This is a genomic window from Rhodococcus sp. SG20037 (genome assembly GCF_031763325.1).
In the GTDB taxonomy this organism is placed as follows: Bacteria; Actinomycetota; Actinomycetes; order Mycobacteriales; family Mycobacteriaceae; genus Rhodococcus_F; species Rhodococcus_F qingshengii.
In genome coordinates this window covers 674,580-690,372 of sequence record NZ_CP134497.1, presented here as the reverse complement: position 1 = coordinate 690,372, position 15,793 = coordinate 674,580, and the positions used below count along the sequence as shown (strand labels likewise).

13 protein-coding genes are annotated in these 15,793 nt (G+C 62.5%); 5 read left to right on the top strand and 8 right to left on the bottom strand.

All coding sequences use genetic code 11. The annotated features are described in order from the left end of the window. The first annotated feature begins 39 nt into the window (after window positions 1–39). Window positions 40–1,557 (top strand): PucR family transcriptional regulator ligand-binding domain-containing protein, encoded by a 1,518-nt coding sequence (locus tag RHP72_RS03220; protein ID WP_311094307.1) that lies wholly within the window; start codon window positions 40–42, stop codon window positions 1,555–1,557. Here RHP72_RS03220 and RHP72_RS03215 read toward each other — a convergent pair. The 4 genes from RHP72_RS03215 to RHP72_RS03200 all read right to left on the bottom strand — a co-directional run bounded on the left by RHP72_RS03215 (window position 1,534) and on the right by RHP72_RS03200 (window position 8,152). After that, window positions 1,534–4,725 carry an NAD-glutamate dehydrogenase domain-containing protein gene (locus tag RHP72_RS03215; protein WP_311094306.1) on the bottom strand — a complete coding sequence of 1,064 codons (3,192 nt, stop codon included), beginning with the start codon at window positions 4,723–4,725 and terminating at the stop codon, window positions 1,534–1,536. The two genes, RHP72_RS03220 and RHP72_RS03215, sit on opposite strands and share 24 nt — an antisense overlap. Before the next feature lie 127 nt (window positions 4,726–4,852). Then, on the bottom strand, window positions 4,853–6,541 hold the full coding sequence (locus tag RHP72_RS03210; protein WP_007727084.1) for an NAD(P)/FAD-dependent oxidoreductase: 1,689 nt from the start codon (window positions 6,539–6,541) through the stop codon (window positions 4,853–4,855). Further along, a complete protein-coding gene (locus RHP72_RS03205; protein WP_311094305.1) occupies window positions 6,538–7,383 on the bottom strand; it encodes a carbon-nitrogen hydrolase family protein in 846 nt (281 codons plus the stop codon). The genes RHP72_RS03210 and RHP72_RS03205 overlap by 4 nt, the downstream gene beginning before the upstream one ends. A 133-nt stretch (window positions 7,384–7,516) precedes the next feature. Further along, window positions 7,517–8,152 carry a helix-turn-helix domain-containing protein gene (locus RHP72_RS03200; RefSeq protein WP_007727089.1) on the bottom strand — a complete coding sequence of 212 codons (636 nt, stop codon included), beginning with the start codon at window positions 8,150–8,152 and terminating at the stop codon, window positions 7,517–7,519. 146 nt (window positions 8,153–8,298) lie between these two features. Here RHP72_RS03200 and speB point away from each other — a divergent pair, with 146 nt between their 5' ends. Further along, window positions 8,299–9,255: an agmatinase gene (gene speB, locus RHP72_RS03195; RefSeq protein WP_003941134.1), complete on the top strand. Its 957-nt coding sequence runs from the start codon at window positions 8,299–8,301 to the stop codon at window positions 9,253–9,255. On the opposite strand, the gene RHP72_RS03190 is transcribed toward speB, so the two are convergent. After that, on the bottom strand, window positions 9,219–9,893 hold the full coding sequence (locus RHP72_RS03190) for a bifunctional 2-polyprenyl-6-hydroxyphenol methylase/3-demethylubiquinol 3-O-methyltransferase UbiG (protein WP_007727092.1): 675 nt from the start codon (window positions 9,891–9,893) through the stop codon (window positions 9,219–9,221). The genes speB and RHP72_RS03190 overlap by 37 nt on opposite strands. A 91-nt stretch (window positions 9,894–9,984) precedes the next feature. On the opposite strand from RHP72_RS03190, the gene RHP72_RS03185 reads away from it, so the two are divergent. Together RHP72_RS03185 and RHP72_RS03180 are read left to right on the top strand one after the other, a co-directional pair. Continuing rightward, window positions 9,985–10,440 (top strand): hypothetical protein, encoded by a 456-nt coding sequence (locus RHP72_RS03185; protein WP_311094304.1) that lies wholly within the window; start codon window positions 9,985–9,987, stop codon window positions 10,438–10,440. A gap of 163 nt (window positions 10,441–10,603) precedes the next feature. Then, window positions 10,604–12,205, top strand: a complete 1,602-nt coding sequence (locus RHP72_RS03180; protein ID WP_050655997.1) for an ABC transporter substrate-binding protein — start codon at window positions 10,604–10,606, stop codon at window positions 12,203–12,205. A 41-nt stretch (window positions 12,206–12,246) separates the two neighbouring features. Here RHP72_RS03180 and RHP72_RS03175 read toward each other — a convergent pair whose 3' ends face one another. The 3 genes from RHP72_RS03175 to RHP72_RS03165 all read right to left on the bottom strand — a co-directional run bounded on the left by RHP72_RS03175 (window position 12,247) and on the right by RHP72_RS03165 (window position 14,041). Continuing rightward, entirely contained in the window at window positions 12,247–12,651 is a 405-nt protein-coding gene (locus RHP72_RS03175; protein WP_311094303.1) for a 6-carboxytetrahydropterin synthase, read from the bottom strand. A gap of 7 nt (window positions 12,652–12,658) precedes the next feature. Continuing rightward, window positions 12,659–13,036 (bottom strand): metal-sensitive transcriptional regulator, encoded by a 378-nt coding sequence (locus tag RHP72_RS03170; RefSeq protein WP_064111441.1) that lies wholly within the window; start codon window positions 13,034–13,036, stop codon window positions 12,659–12,661. A gap of 198 nt (window positions 13,037–13,234) precedes the next feature. Next, entirely contained in the window at window positions 13,235–14,041 is an 807-nt protein-coding gene (locus RHP72_RS03165) for a hypothetical protein (protein WP_311094302.1), read from the bottom strand. A 251-nt stretch (window positions 14,042–14,292) separates the two neighbouring features. Between RHP72_RS03165 and RHP72_RS03160 the strand changes: the two genes are divergently transcribed. Beyond that, the gene (locus RHP72_RS03160; protein ID WP_311094301.1) at window positions 14,293–15,723 is read left to right on the top strand and encodes an MFS transporter; all 1,431 of its coding nucleotides are present in this window, start codon (window positions 14,293–14,295) and stop codon (window positions 15,721–15,723) included. The last annotated feature ends 70 nt before the right edge of the window (window positions 15,724–15,793 follow it).

The following is a 15,793-nucleotide window of genomic DNA, read 5'->3' as shown; positions in this document are numbered from 1 at the left end:
GGCTACTCCATATCGGCAACGACAGCTAGCCTTGATCAGGTGACGGTTCCGATCTCGTGGCTCTTGCGACAGAAACACCTCTCGCTGGCTCTGCTCACCGACCGAGCAGCTGCCACCCAACCCGTCACGTTTGCGCAGGCCACAGAGCTGACGGACCCCACCCCGTGGCTTTCCGGCGGCGAATTGGTGCTCACCACCGGGCTGGCACTGGTGGGCGCGGACGCCACCGACTACAGCGAGTACATCGACCGTCTGGCCGCCGCAGAAGTATCGGCTCTGGGTTTCGGGACCGGCCTTTCCCACGAGAGTGTGCCCACAGACCTGATTGCCGCCGCCCGCAGCCGCGGACTCCCCCTGCTGGAAGTGCCGTTCACGACCCCGTTCGCGGCAGTCACGCGCGCGGTGATGACCCGTCTGAGCCAGCAGGAATACGAATCGGTACTCCGCGCGGCAGAAGTACAGACGCGCATCACCCGCGTTGCACTGCGCGGTGGCGTGTCGGCGATCGTGCGTGAACTAGCCACGGCCACAAAAACTTCGGTGGCGTTTGTCGGTGATCGGATCACCGCGGTGCATCCGGCAAACCAGAAGTCGTTGATCACCGAGGTTCGCGCGGTCGCGGCCACCACCCGCGATCCCAACGCTCCGGCGTCGATCTCGCAGAGCACACCCGAACGGACGCTGACACTGTCCCCCGTCGGCGTCACCGACAGTTGGCACGGCTACCTCGCCATGGCGGGCGCCGGGCCCCTGAGCAATATCGACAGAGTGTTGCTCGGGCATGCGGTCTCGCTGCTCACTCTCGAACTCGAGAAACCGGTTCGACTACGGGCCGAGCGAACTCGACTCAACGCCATGGCTTTCGGGCTCTTACTCGACGGCCGAATCCCCGAGGACGGTGTGCCGTCGTACTTGGACGAGGCAAGCGACACGCACGGCAACATTCGTGTCGTCCACGTTCGCGGATCCGGACTCGGCCCAGTTCTTCGCGAACTCGACAACGCTCTCGCGCGAGCAGGCCGGCCGTTGTTCGCGCAATCCGAGGACGGTTCGCTGACCGTCCTCCTCCGCGGAACCGACACAATCGACACCGCCAAAACACTACTGGCGCAGCTCTCCCCCACCGAAGCGAAAGCCGTGCGTGCCGGAATCAGCACCCCTCACCGTCTTCTCGACGCACCCCGCGCACTCGTCCAGGCCCGCGCCGCGGCCAACCTCACGACGGCTACGGCGCGCATTCTCGAGTTCGACGCTCTGAGTGGTTCGACGATTCTGGCATCCGAGTCTGCCCGTGAGGCATTGATCGCCATGGCTGCGGACACCATCCCGGTGTTGACGGAACACGACCAGGCACACGGAACCGCACTGGCCGCGTCTTTGCGCGCCTATCTCGAGGCAAACGGCCAATGGGAGTCGGCTGCAGCCGAACTCGGTGTTCATCGGCACACCCTCCGAGGTCGCATCGCACGCATCGAGGAACTGCTGCAATGCGACCTCGGACAGGCCAGGGTCAGAGCCGAACTGCTGCTATCGCTACTCGCCTGGGAGGGCCGCTGAACCCTCCTCCGCGTGCACCGAAGCGAAGCTCGACGCACCGCGGACGAGTAGTTCGAGTTCGGCGTCGACCGTGCAGAGACGGGCGGTGTCCAGCGCTCCACTGCGGCTCACGCTCGACATCAAAGCCGTGAACCGGCGCACCGTTTGCGGATTGGCGGCGGTCCACAACTCGACGACCTCCGGAATACCTTCACCGAGCGCACCGGACACGAGGTCCGCGAAACGCGCCGTCAACCTGGCATGGACGGCAGCGCTGCCCATGACCTCCCAATGCGAGGCACCGACGGCGACGTCGACGCCGCCGAGAACATCGCCCAGATCGAGAGCGTCGGAGAGTTCCCGATAGATCGCGGCTGCGGCCGCGGCCGTCGTATTCTCCTGCAGTGCAATGTCTGCCAGGGCGAGCGCTCCGAAAGACGCCTCGATGCGCTCGCTTGCCGACAAACCGTCGGTGAGTTCCCGCACCGGGGCTGCCCACCGATCGATGTCGGCGCGCGGGTTCACGGTGAACCGGCCGGCAGCACCCGGGCGGCGCAACACCCAGCTCATTTCGGATTCCAACAGCTGCTGCAAGCGATCGAGAGCCTTCAGCTGTTCGGTGGCACTGAGATCGGAGTTCAGGATTTCACGTCGAAGGTCCTCCGTTCCAAGCACTTCGCTGACTACGGCGTAGGCCAGAGCCGCTTCCGGACTGCGAACTCCGAGGTGTTCCTCGAGCCGGAACAACACGCCGGGGCCGACGCGGTTGACCAGTTCGTCGACAACCGAGGTGATGATGATGTCGCGGCCCAACCGATGTGCGTGGACTGCGTCCGGTGCGGCCTCGACGACGGAGAGCGGGAAGTACTGCGGGAGACGATCGGCGAAGATCTGATTGTCCGGGACCGTCGATGCGCCCAGTTCCGCAGTCAGTACGTTCTTCGACTGCGCCACCAGCACAGCAAGTTCCGGCCGCAGGAGACCCTGCCCGGCACGCGCCCTGACCGCCAGCGCCTTGGCGTCGGGCAGAGATTCTTCCAGTCGCTTCATGGCGCCCGCCGAGACGAGGTTCTCGATCAACCGCTCGTGCTGATCGAGCAGGGCCGGTGCGCGGTGCTCGGCCAGGCTGATCGCGAGGGTCTGATCTTCACTGGCCTCGAGCACCGATGCGGCCACCTCGTCCTGGGCCGCCGCGAGTAGTTCATTGCGCGAGGTCGAGTCCAACGCTGCGAGTGCGATCTTGATGTTGACCTCACGGTCCGAGGTAGCCACGCCTGCCGCGTTGTCGATGAAGTCGGCGTTGATTCGTCCTCCGCCAGCGGCATATTCGATGCGGGCACGTTGGGTGAAACCCAGGTTGCCGCCCTCACCCACCACGGTTGCACGCAACTCGTCAGCGCTGACGCGAACTGCGTCGTTGGACGGATCGGCCGCGTCGACGTTGCTTTCGGTCGACGCTTTCACGTAGGTACCGACGCCGCCGTTCCACAACAGGTCCACCGGAGCACACAGGACCGCTCGGATCAGTTCCTGCGGGGTCAAGTTCTCCTCGGTGATTCCGAGGGCCGCACGCGCCTCGAGCGGAAGGCGGATCGACTTCGCGCTCCGCGGCCAGACGCCACCGCCCGGCGACATCACGGTGCGATCGAAGTCGTCCCAGGACGAGCGCGGCACGGTGAAGAGGCGAGCGCGTTCGGCAAAGCTCGTCTCGGTGTCAGGGTTCGGGTCGATGAAGATGTGGCGGTGATCGAATGCCGCGACCAGACGGATCTTGTGCGAGAGCAACATTCCGTTGCCGAACACGTCGCCGGACATGTCCCCGATACCCGCGACGGTGAACGGATCGGTGTCGACATCGAGGTCGCGCTCGGCGAAGTGCCGTCGTACCGCCACCCAGGCTCCGCGAGCGGTGATGCCCATCGCCTTGTGGTCGTATCCGGCCGAACCGCCAGAAGCAAAAGCGTCGCCGAGCCAGAAACCACGCTCGACGGCGATGCCGTTCGCGACGTCCGAGAACCGCGCTGTCCCCTTGTCTGCTGCCACGACGAGATAGGAGTCTTCACCGTCGTACTCGATTACTTCTGCCGGGTGTACCGCAGCGCCGTCGACGATGTTGTCCACCACGTCCAGCAAGCCGCGAATGAAGGTGCTGTACGACTCCTGCACCTGCGCCGGAGTCGGTGACGACGTGCCCCGAACCACGAACGCGCCCTTGGCACCCGAAGGAACGATCGGGGAATTCTTCACGCTCTGGGTCTTCATGAGGCTCAGGGCCTCGGTGCGGTAGTCCTCGTATCGATCCGACCAACGCAGGCCGCCACGGGCGACGGAGGAACTACGCAGGTGAACGCCTTCGACATTGGGTGCGCTGACGTAGATCTCGCGGAAGGGAACGGTCTTCTGCGGAGTGGAGAGCAACTGCGAGTCGATCTTGAACGACGCGTACGGTAGCGGTTCGCCGCTCTCACCGCGCAGGTACCAGTTGGTGCGCAGAGTCGCCTGCAGGAACGAACGCACGCCGCGCAAGACGCGATCCTCGTCGAGAGTGTCTGCACCGTCGACTGATTCGTCGATAGCTGCCGTTGCGGTAGCCACAGCTGTCTCACGCACACCCGCCACGGCGGGGTCGAAACGCGCGGTGAAAAGTTCGATCGCCTGCCGTACGAAGAGTGGCTTCGCTGCCAACACTCCGACGATGTAGCTCTCGGACAAACCGATACGAGCCTGAGCGAGGAAACGGCACGCAGCGCGCAGCAACTCTGCATCGCGCCAGGTGATGTCTGCTCGTCCGATCAGACTGGAGAACGCATCCATCCGGGTCTGTCCGGCGATGACGGCTTCGAAGGCGTCCGCCATCTTCTCCAGCGCACTGCCGTCGAAGGTGCTCGGCTCGAAGGTGAAGTAATGCGCCGAACCCAGAACGGTCGGAAGCGGGCGGTGCGTCGAAACTCGGAGTCCGAGAGACTCGAAGTTCTCGCACAGATCGGAGAGGGAGGGCTCTCCGGACGGCCACAGCACCACGCAGGTCAGATCGTCACTGTTCAGGTTGTCACCCTGACGGAAGACGAGTCGCTGGCCCGCTGCTGCCAATTCGGCGACCAGTTCGAGCGCCGGGTCACCGGATCGATCACCGCCTGCCGGTCTCGATTCTGCAGCTGCGGTCTTGGTCGCCGATGATGTGCTCGCCATTGAACACCCTCCTGGAAATTATTGGATCCGAACACTTTCCAGTGTTGCGTGGATCACCGGAAAGAGGTCGTGCCCGATAGGAGTACCAACCCCCATCGGGCACGACATTTCGGCAGTTGCGGTGAGCTCAGTCGCCCAACCTGATCGGAGCAAGCTCCTCGAACACGTCGCCGGGTCCGGGATTCTCGGCAGGCGCAGCGCCGCCGAGATGGTTGACGACGCCCCATACCGCGTTGATCGCGGTCTGGATCGCGCCCTCAGCCCAGCCGGCGGTCCACGACACGTCGTCACCGGCGAGGAAGATTCCCCGATGACGCGGTTCGAGATCATTCTGCACGAAGTGGGAGAACAGGCGCTCCTGGTAGCGGTAGTGCCCCGGAAGGTTCGCCTTGAATGCGCCCATGAAGTCGCGCTCGGTTTCCCACGACAGCGTCACCGGGCTCGAGATGATGTGGCTGCGGAAGTCAACGCCGGGATAGATCTCTTCGAGAGAGCGCAGCATGATGTTCATGCGCTCGGTGGCGTCGAGCGCCAGCAGCTTCAGCGAATCGTCCGACCAGGTGTACGACAAGCAGATCAGGCCTGGCTTGCCCTCGCCTTGATCCAGCAGGTAGGTGCCGCGACTCATACGGTCGGTCAGTGTCATCGACACCGAATCACGGCCGGTCACGGGGTCCTTGTCCTTCCAGAACGGGCGGTCGACGAGAACGAACACCTTGGTCGAACCCATGTAGTGAGTTCGCTCGATCGCAGTCCAGTGGTCGATCGGGAACAGATCGTCGTCACACCTGATATTGTTCAGCAGCATCCAACTCTGCACTGTCACAACGGCACTCGCATACGTGCGAATGAAACCCTCGGAGTCGGTGACCGTGATGTTGCCGGGCTCGGTACGCCGGAGTTCGGTGACGCGGGGACGCGTCTCACCGTCGTTGAGCGAAGCGACCGTAGTACCGGCAGGCCAATGCGCCATGTGCGCCGGGGCGCGGTTCCACAACCGCATCGGCAGCTGCTGCGATCCACCGACGATGCCGCGGTGGTCGTCGTCGGCGGCCGTGATGACCACACGAAGGATTTCGAGGATCGAATTGGGGTAGTCGGTATCCCAACCGCCCGTACCGAATCCGACCTGTCCGAACACTTCCCGCATGTGGAAGGACTTGAAGTGCTTCGACGCGGCGAGGAATCCGTAGAACGTCTGGTCGTCGTAGCGCACCACGAGGTCGTTCCAGATCCGCTTGATTTCTGCGGTGTCGCGGTCACGAATGGCCTGCTGCAACGGAATCAGATCGGCATGCTCTTCGAGAGTGCGCTGCCAGGCCTGCGCCACCTCGGTGTAGATCGGCGGCAGATCCTCGAGAGTGTGCGCGTAGTGGCTCTCACCCTTGAGATCGATGACCGTGCTCGGTGTGACCTCGGCAAGGGGATTGGGGAACTCTTCGGTCTGCAGACCCAGTTCGTTCAGGTAATGGAACAACGTCGTCGACGACGGTGGGAAACGCATTGCGCCCATCTCGGCGACAACCCCGGGGTGCCCGTCGAACTCGACCGACCGCATCCGGCCGCCGATCTGATCGGCTTCGTAGACAATCGGTTTGAGACCGATCTTGAGCAACTCGTAGGCCGCGATCATGCCGGAGAGTCCGCCACCGATCACGGCAACCTCGGTACCCAGTGCCAGGTCGGGCACCGAGCCGAGTCCCGCCGGACTGGAAACGTAGTCGTCGTACGGGAACGGAAAATCCGGCCCGAACATCGTGAGGGGCGGCTGCTTGCCGGGTTCCGAGGAACTGTCCGGAGCTACTGGGATGGTCATCTACGGTTCTCCTTGGAGACAGTCGTGACAGAAAGATCTGGATACAGATCGAGGCGTCGATCGTCGAGATGCGTGTTGAGGGTGCGCGATTGCGAGACGGTGGCGGCGGCGATGTCCGCGAAGAGCAATTCCTGGTCGCCGCCGGCCCTCGCCAACTCGGCACCGTCGGGCGCGATGGCGCACGAGAGACCGCAGTAGGTCAGCTCGGTTTCGGCGCCGCAGCGATTGACGTAGGTGACAAACATCTGACTCTCGTATGCGCGGGCCGGAACCACTTGCTGCGCAATGTGTTCGTACGGAGTCATCAACCCTGTCGGCACGATGAGCCATTCGGTACCGGAGTCGGCATGGGCCCGAACCGCTTCCGGAAATTCCACGTCGTAGCAGATCAACAATCCGCAGCGGATGCCCTCGAAATCGAACCCGACCACCAGGGTCTCACCTGGCCGAAAGTGCTCACGGTCGAGCGTGCCGAACAGATGCGTCTTGCGGTAGTGCGCAAGCGAAGTGCCATCGCGGTCCACCACCTGCACGCTGTTGTAGACGTCTCCCCCGTCGAGTTCGGGGTAGCCGTAGACGACTGCGATGCCTGCACTTCGAGCAATCTCGGCGACGGAATCGAAGATCGGGCCGTCGGCCGGCTCCGCGCGTAGCGACACCAGTTCACCGATGTCGTAGCCGGTTGCGGACATCTCCGGCGTCAGCAGGATCTTCGCACCGGATGCCGCAGCCTCGCGGGCAGCAGTGTCGATTGCAGCGAGATTGAACTCCACCGACGCAAAGGTGTCCGGGGTGGTGAGCGGACCTTGGAACAGGCCAACTCGAACTGAATCGACATGCATGGTGCGCTCCTTCAGGAGTTCCGTGACGCCAATTTTCGACGGTGTGTGTGACGGGGACAACTACCAGGGTGACGGGTGCCGCCAATCATGTCAACTCTTGTTTCCTGAGAATCAACATTCACGGATTCGAGTCTCACGAAGACGACGCGCGGGGCCCTTCCGGCAATGCCGGATTCAAGACCCACAGAACCTTCGCCAGAACCGAGCCTTCGGCCTGAAAACTATGGTTGTGCGTCGGCGTGAATGTGAAGGAATCGCCCGCCGCAAGTACGACGTCTTCGGCATCGACGGCCTCACCGTTCGGATCCGTCCGACCGCCCTCGAACGAGACCCGCAAGCCGCCCTCGAGCACGTGCACGAAGTTCACGTCGATCGGCAGACTGTAGAACTCCCGACCACTTCCGCCGCCTGGTTCCAGCTCGCCCAGCAGCACCTGAATTCGACGCTCGTTGGTAGGCGTGAGCAGGTACTCCGTCATCTTTTCGCCACCGAAGCTGATTTGCGGCATGGCGTCGGCGCGGACCACTTCACCGGCGGACGCATTCTCGAACAGGGATCCGACAGGGATCTCGAGCACCGCGCACACCTTGATCAGGGTCGCCACCGACGCGTTGACGTGATCGCGCTCGAGTTTCGAGAGATACCCCTTGGTCACACCACAGGCCTCGGCCAGGTCGTCGAGGGTCAACCGCTTCGATTGACGCGCCGCCTTGAGCCTCGCCCCGATGCGCGGTCCGACCGGCTCGACCGCTTCCTTCGCCTTGGCCACTGAACCCACTCCTTCACGACCGCCGTGTCCCTTTCAGGAAACAGGGGTTGACAACCGAGCCTCTTGAAGAAACCATACTTGCTCAGAGAGCTACATCACTGAAGGGCGCCCGGTGTGCGCCGAATCGAGAGCAGGGACCTCTGCACATGGCTACCAACAACCCCGGATCGTTCATCGGACCCGTCGACGCCACGCGCGTCCCCCGCTACGCCGAGCCGACCACCTTTGCGCGTCTCCCGCGCCTGGACGAGGTCTCGCGCGCCGACGTGACGATCCTCGGCATCCCCTTCGATTCGGGTGTCAGCTACCGCCCCGGTGCCCGGTTCGGTCCGGGGCACATCCGCGCTGCGTCGAAGCTGCTGCGTCCGTACAACCCAGCGCTGAAGGTCTCGCCCTTCGCCAACCAGCAGGTAGCCGATTTCGGCGACATCGGCGTCAACCCCTTCGACATCCAGGAAGCTCTCACGACGGTTCAGTCCGCCGTTACCGACCTGCGCGCCGACGGTTCCTCCGTGCTCACGCTCGGCGGCGATCACACCATCGCACTGCCGATCCTGCGTTCACTGGCCCGCGATCACGGCCCGATCGCCGTCCTGCACTTCGACGCTCATCTCGACACCTGGGACACCTACTTCGGTCAGCCTTTCACCCACGGCACCCCCTTCCGCCGCGCCAGCGAAGAGGGCCTGATCGACATGGAGCGCTCGCAGCACATCGGCATCCGTGGACCGCTCTACAGCGAGAAAGACCTCGAAGACGACCGCGTCCTCGGTTTCCAGGTGATCCGCAGTGACGACTACGAGGTCGACGGCGTCGCCAGCATCGTCGAGCGCATGCGTAAGCGCCTCGACGGTGGCCCGGTGTACGTCTCCGTCGACATCGACGTACTCGATCCCGCCCACGCTCCGGGCACCGGAACACCCGAAGCGGGCGGCATGACCTCTCGCGAATTGTTGAACACACTGCGTGGGTTGGTAGGACTCAACGTGGTCGGCGCCGACATCGTCGAGGTAGCGCCGGCGTACGACCACGCCGAGATCACCGGTATCGCAGCGGCTCACGTCGCTTACGAGTTGCTGTCGGTACTCGCACTCAATCGCTGAAGCAGCACAACGGTATCCGTCGTGTGATGCATCTCGGGGTTCGCGGGAAGATCACGTTCCCGCGACTCCGAGACCAACACCTTCCAACCATCGGTGAACAGCGACTCCACGTATTCGGGTGTATGGAGCATGGCCCGATGGTGCTCGGTCGGCGACTCGTGAGGTGAGTGGCCCACGATCAGCAAATGCCCGCCGGGCGCGACCAGATCTCCGAGAGCACGGAACAATTCCCCGCGCGCGGGTTCGAGCATGTGGAAGAACTGCGCGGACACCAGATCGAACGAGCGCCCCTGCGGATCCCACTTCGTCAGGTCGGCTTCCAGCCATTCGATGTCGACGCCCTCGCCCTCGACGTGAGCCTGGGCGCGGCCGAGCGCAACCGACGAGATGTCGGTGCCGGTGACCTTCCACCCGCGACGCGCCAACCACAAAGCGTCGGCACCTTCGCCGCAACCGACGTCGAGTGCCGTGCCCGGTTCCAGGTCGGAGGCTTCGGCAATCAACTGTGGGTTGGGATTTCCGCTCCAGCGCGCGGGGCGTTCCTCGTACAGCGAGTTCCAGAACTGTGCGTCCGCCTTGGCGTACGGATTCTCGGTGGTATCGGAGTTTTCGTGGTGATTGTGGTGTTCGTGGCTCATGCACCCAGGATGAACGACCTTCCACAACTCACGCAACCATCTTTGCTGAAACAGCAACTTCTCCATTTCGACGCCCTGCTAACGTCACGTCGTGGCCGGTGGATTTCCCGTGTTTCGTCTCTACTGCAACTCAGCAGGCCCATACGTTTTGTGTTGTGCGCATTTCCCCGAGTTCACCGGTTCGAACTCGGACGAAGAGTTCAGCGTCCAGCAGAGCTTCGACCACGCAGTCGAGAAGATTCTGCGCGATGCATCCTTCGAACCGACTACCTTGACTTTGGTCGGCGAGCAGCAGGGCTATCCCGTCGGAGACCGACTGTTCGATACGACAGTTCCGCGTACCGGAACCGTCTCGTACGCGTTCCAAGAAGCCGGACCGCCGTGGATCGTTCTCGGCCTTGATGTTTCGGCGGACGAATTCTGGTCCGAAATCGACGACGACGCAGACCTCCACGGTCTCGGCCCCACCTCCCCGTTGAGGTCAGTTCCAGCAACCGTGCTCACGGAGACCGGGTGGCCACGACGAAGTGACCTCGACTCCCCGTGAACTGAACCAGAACTCCAACCTTCGTGAAATCGAACAAAAATCCGCCCGATTTTCGTGAGGATCGACCGAGATGCCCGTCACGTCCTACGCCAAGATTTAGCGGTCACACTCGACTGCGCCCTCACGATTCACTCCCGGGCCCCGGCTCCTTCACGGAGGCACAATGAAACACCGCTCCTATTCGACGCTTGCCGCGACCGCGGGGCTCGCGCTCGTATTGTCGGCTTGCAGCTCGGGAGGCACGTCCTCGGGCTCCGGCGGCGGTGAGCCTCTGACTGACGGAACCTTCCGGTACGCGTTGCAAGGCGATCCGGGTGCACTCAACCCGATCATGTCCGGCTCTGCGGCAACCGCGGAAATTTCGAAGCTGGCGTACGACTCCCTGGTCTACCAGGATCCTGAAACCAGTGAATTCAAACCATGGTTGGCCGAGAAGTGGGAAGAAACGCCGACCTCCGCGTCCTTCACCATTCGTGAAGGCGTGACCTGTACCGACGGGTCGACGCTGACTGCACAGACCGTCGCGAACAACATCAACTTCGTAGCCGATCCAGCCAAGGGTTCACAACAACGCGGCACCACAGTTCCCATCGGCGCTTCGGCCACTGCCGATCTCGCCACCCGCACCATCACGGTAACCACTCCGGCGCCGACCCCGTTCCTCCTCCTCACCATCAGTCGCCTCCCGATCATGTGCGATGCCGGACTCGAAGATCCGACCGCCTCGAACAACAAGTCGCTGGGCTCCGGCATGTTCGAAGTCACCGAAGTCTCGGCCAATGACCACTACACGTTCGAGCGTCGTGACGGTTACAGCTGGGGGCCCGACGACACCACCTCCGACACACCGGGTGTCCCCAAGACAGTCATTGCTGTCATGGCACCCAATGTCAGCACCGCAGCAAACCAGCTTCTCTCAGGCGAACTGAGCGCATCTCCGATCGCCGGTCCGGACAAGGATCGCATCGATGCCGCCAATTTCGACTCGGTCCAGCGCCCACTTCCCGCCGGTCAGATGTACTTCAATCAGATTGCGGACAATCCGACCAGTGATCCCGCCGTTCGAAAAGCTCTCGTCCAGGCTGTCAATCTCGACGATCTCGCTGAGGTCATCACCGGCGGCCAGGGCACCCGTGCAACAAGTCTTGTCTCCGTCGAGCCCCGAGCCTGTGTGTACGACTCTGTCGCAGGCAACATTCCGGACTTCGACCTCAGCGCAGCAAAGGCAACACTGGACGCTGCAGGTTGGACCGCCGGCTCCGACGGCAAACGAAGCAAGGACGGAAAGCCGCTGACCCTCCGCCTCTTCTACGCTGCCGGCGAAGATGCGCGCAGCGCGGCAGCCGAGCTCACCCAGTCGGCATGGTCCGACCTCGGTGCGACCGTCGAGGTGACAGGAGCCGACCAGACCAAGGTTGTCGACGTCATGCTCAGTGGCAAGGACAACAACCAGTGGGACATCGCGTGGATCCAGATCAACAATTCGGTTCCCAGCGGGTTCGTCCCGTTCTTCTCCGGTCCTGCTCCGGCAGCAGGTAAGAACTTCTCTTCGATCAACAACCCCGCCTACGAAGCAGCCGTTGCCAAGGCCTCCGGTTTGACCGGCGACGCAGCATGCGCGGAGTGGGCAGACGCCGAGTCACAGATCACCAAAACGGTGTCCGCAGTCCCGTTTGCAGATACGGTCTTGAGCTTCTACTTCAACAAGGCCGGACTCGCATTCGGTAAGACCTTCATCGGTTCTGCGTTGCGCCTCTACCAGTAGGCCGGTCGACCGAACGCGGTGCGTCAACGAGATACGTCAGATCATTGTGATCTGACGTATCTTGTTGCCACACCGATCGTCTCGTTGTCGAGTTCGACGTAGGTCAGCTGAGGAATGCTGGACGCAAGTTCACTGAAAGCCCACTTCGCGACATTCTCGAATGACGGACGGAAATCGAAAATCTCCGGCCAGGCACCGCTCGCCAATTGCTCGGCACATCGATCGACGGACTCGTCCAGAGCGTCCGTGTCGACAAACCATCCACGTTCTCCGAGTTGGTCGTCCTCGAACAAGAACGCCACTCGCATCGTCACGCGAAATCCGTCGGCAGGCATCAGCGGCGGCAAGTTCTTCGCGTCCCGCACCGGTGCCGGAAGCCCCTGCCTCACAGCGAATGTACGACGGATCTCGATACTGAACATGCGCACCAAGGTATCAATGTTCATCACAATTCTATGAGCGGACCAATCGCGCAATCGCGTCGTTCGCTTCTTTGATCTTCGCGTCCGCCTCGGGCCCACCGGCAACAGCGGCTTTGACGACGCAGTGGCCGATGTGGTCCTCGAGCAGGCCCATGGCGACCGCCTGGAGGCCCTTGGTCATCGCCGACACCTGCGTCAGGATGTCGATACAGTACTTGTCCTCGTCGACCATGCGCTGCAGGCCGCGAGCTTGACCTTCAATGCGACGCAGACGCGCCAGGTAGTCGCCCTTGGCGGTGATGTAGCCGTGCGAATCTCCCGTGCAGCACACATCGCCGGTCGCATCACTGCTTTGGACACTGTTTGGAGCGCTGCTTGGCGCACTGCCAACTTCTGTCGCTTCCGACATTCGATGTCCTCCTGTTCGTCAACGCGTGACTTCGCAACAATTCTCGTTACCGGTGCGATGTGCGGATACTCTTCGACTTCCGTTGTCTTGCAGAGCAATCACTGTGCACATCGCCACGCATTTCGCTACTGCGCGAACAGATGGGTGCATGGCGATTAGCGATGCCCGTTTTCCCGCTGCTGCGAAACGCATTCGGTCTCAGTGCCCGTGGTGCGCGTGGTTCGCATGTTCGGACGCAGGTGGGGTCGCATTGTCGGCCGTCAGCGTGAATTCCGCCGTACGCACCACTCCGCCGTGCTTGAAGTCCAAAAACAACCGGTAACCCTCGGCGCTCGGCATGTTGGCGTAGAAGGTGATTGCCGGTCCGGCCGGCGTGACACCGTCACCGGGATGACCGTCCGGATGGACATGGAGATATGCGAGGTCGGAGGCACGCAACGCGACCAGATGCCCGTATGCGGCAAGGTAGGGCTGCAAGTCTGTGACCGGGATTCCGTCACGACTGACCGAGAGTGTGAGCTTCGATGTCTGCCCTGCGTGGGCCGCGCCTTCGAGAGAGACGGTATAGCCGTCGACCGTCGTGACGGCAGCAGCGGCGGGCAACGGCCGAGGATCATAGGACCCGGCGACTCGTACATCCGCACTGAGCGTGATTCCGTCACCGCCGTCCGGGGTGAAGTCAGCGAAGACTCGGTAGTCTCCCGCGTGATCGAAATCGACTGACACACGCCAGTTTCCGTTCTCGTCCAATTCGGGATGCACGTGCTGGAATCCGGTCAGGTCCAGACCGACCACGATCAGATGCAACTGCTTGTCGTGGGTGTCGGCGTACCGGGTCAACGGAGCTCCAACCGAATCCAGGATCCGGAACTGCAAGGGGACATGGCTGCCGACGGCCGCCTCCGACGTTGCCAATTCCAGTGTGTAGCCGTTGTCGCTGAACATCTTGCCCTCCAAAGTTTGGGTCGGCAGCACTTTCGTTGCCGTCTGCGTCAGGTTCTGCACTCCTTGACATCGAACCTGTTGCAATTTGTACCATACCCCCCTAGGGTATGCAACGAACTACTCGAACACCCTGAATTCACTCGAAGGAGATCCGATGCGCATCTACGCAGAGCGCCGGCCGAATGAGTTCCAAGAGCAGCATTTCCCCGTGCACCCCAACGAAGCGCTGCGCCGATGTCACCCAGGCCCGCTTACGACACCCCCTGACCACACAAGCATCACCTATACCCCGTACAGGTAAGGAACTCAGAATGTCCACACAACCGAAATCCACCCGTAAGTGGTGGGCGTTGGCGTTGATCGCCGCCGCTCAGTTCATGGTCATCATGGACACCTCCATCATCGGCGTCGCTCTCCCCCAGATGCAGAGCGATCTCGGCTTTTCCCAAGAAGGCCTGACCTGGGTCTTCAATGCGTACGTCATCGCGTTCGGCGGGCTACTCCTCCTCGGCGGCCGCCTGTCCGACCTGTTCGGCGCCCGCAGAGTGTTCTCCGCTGGTTGGCTGATCCTGCTGATCGGTTCCGTTGTCGCCGGTGCCGCCGGTAACGTCGCCGTCGAACTTGCGGGCCGTGCAGTCCAGGGCGCAGGCGCCGCACTCATCGCGCCCTCCGCGCTCACCTTGCTGATGATGCTGTTCGGCAGCACACAAAAGGAAATGACCAAGGCGCTGTCCATCTACGGCGCTGCCGCTCCGGCCGGCGGTACGGCCGGCGTGTTCCTCGGCGGCGTCATCACCGAATACACCAGCTGGCCTTGGGTGTTCTATCTCAACATTCCCATCGCTGTCATCGCGCTGATCGCTACTCCCCTCCTGATGCCGAACGCACCGGCACGTACCGGGTCGATCGACTTCCTCGGCGCACTCACTGTCACCGCAGGTCTTGCTGTCGGAGTCTTCGGCATCGTCAGAGCACCTGATGTCGGATGGGGATCCGGGCAGACATGGCTGGCGCTCGCCGTTTCGGCCGCTCTGTTGGGTGCATTCGTATTGATCCAGTCGAAGCGTCGGGAACCTCTGGTGCGTCTGGGAATCTTCAAGGCGCCCAACCTCGGTGCCGCGAACATCGCTCAGCTCGTGCTCGGCGCCGCCTGGATACCGATGTGGTTCTTCCTGAACCTGTACCTGCAGCAAGTGCTCGGATACAGCGCCTTCCCGGCCGGTGCTGCGCTGCTGCCGATGACGATCTTCGTCATGCTCGGCATGGTCGTCGTGGCACCACGGGCCATGGCGCGCTTCGGCGCAAAAGCAATGATCGTAGCCGGATTGCTGGTACTGGGAATCGGTTTGGGTTGGATGTCGTTGATCCGGCCCACCGGCAACTTCTGGGTCGACGTACTGCCGGCGTCGCTCGTGGCTGCGGCAGGTATGACGCTGGCGTTCATTCCCTCACTCGGTACGGCGATTTCGGCTGCACGCCCGGAAGAGGGCGGATTGGCTTCCGGCATCGTCAACGTCAGCTACCAGGTCGGCTCGGCTGTCGGCCTCGCGGTGATGACCGCGATCGCAGCAGTGTTCGGCGCTGATCAACTCGGTGACCTGACGGAGTTGACGAACGGTTTCTCCGCCGTGTTCCTCGGAGCAGCCGCCATCGCAGTGGTTGGCGCAGCAATCACCGCGATCGTGATGCGGTCGACCAAGGTCGACGATCCTCGACCCGTTCAATCCACCGTCAATTCTTGACCAACTCCGGTGGTGGGTTCGGCCGGCTGTCACCAGCCGAACCCACCACCGGCGGAACCACTTAGGACTC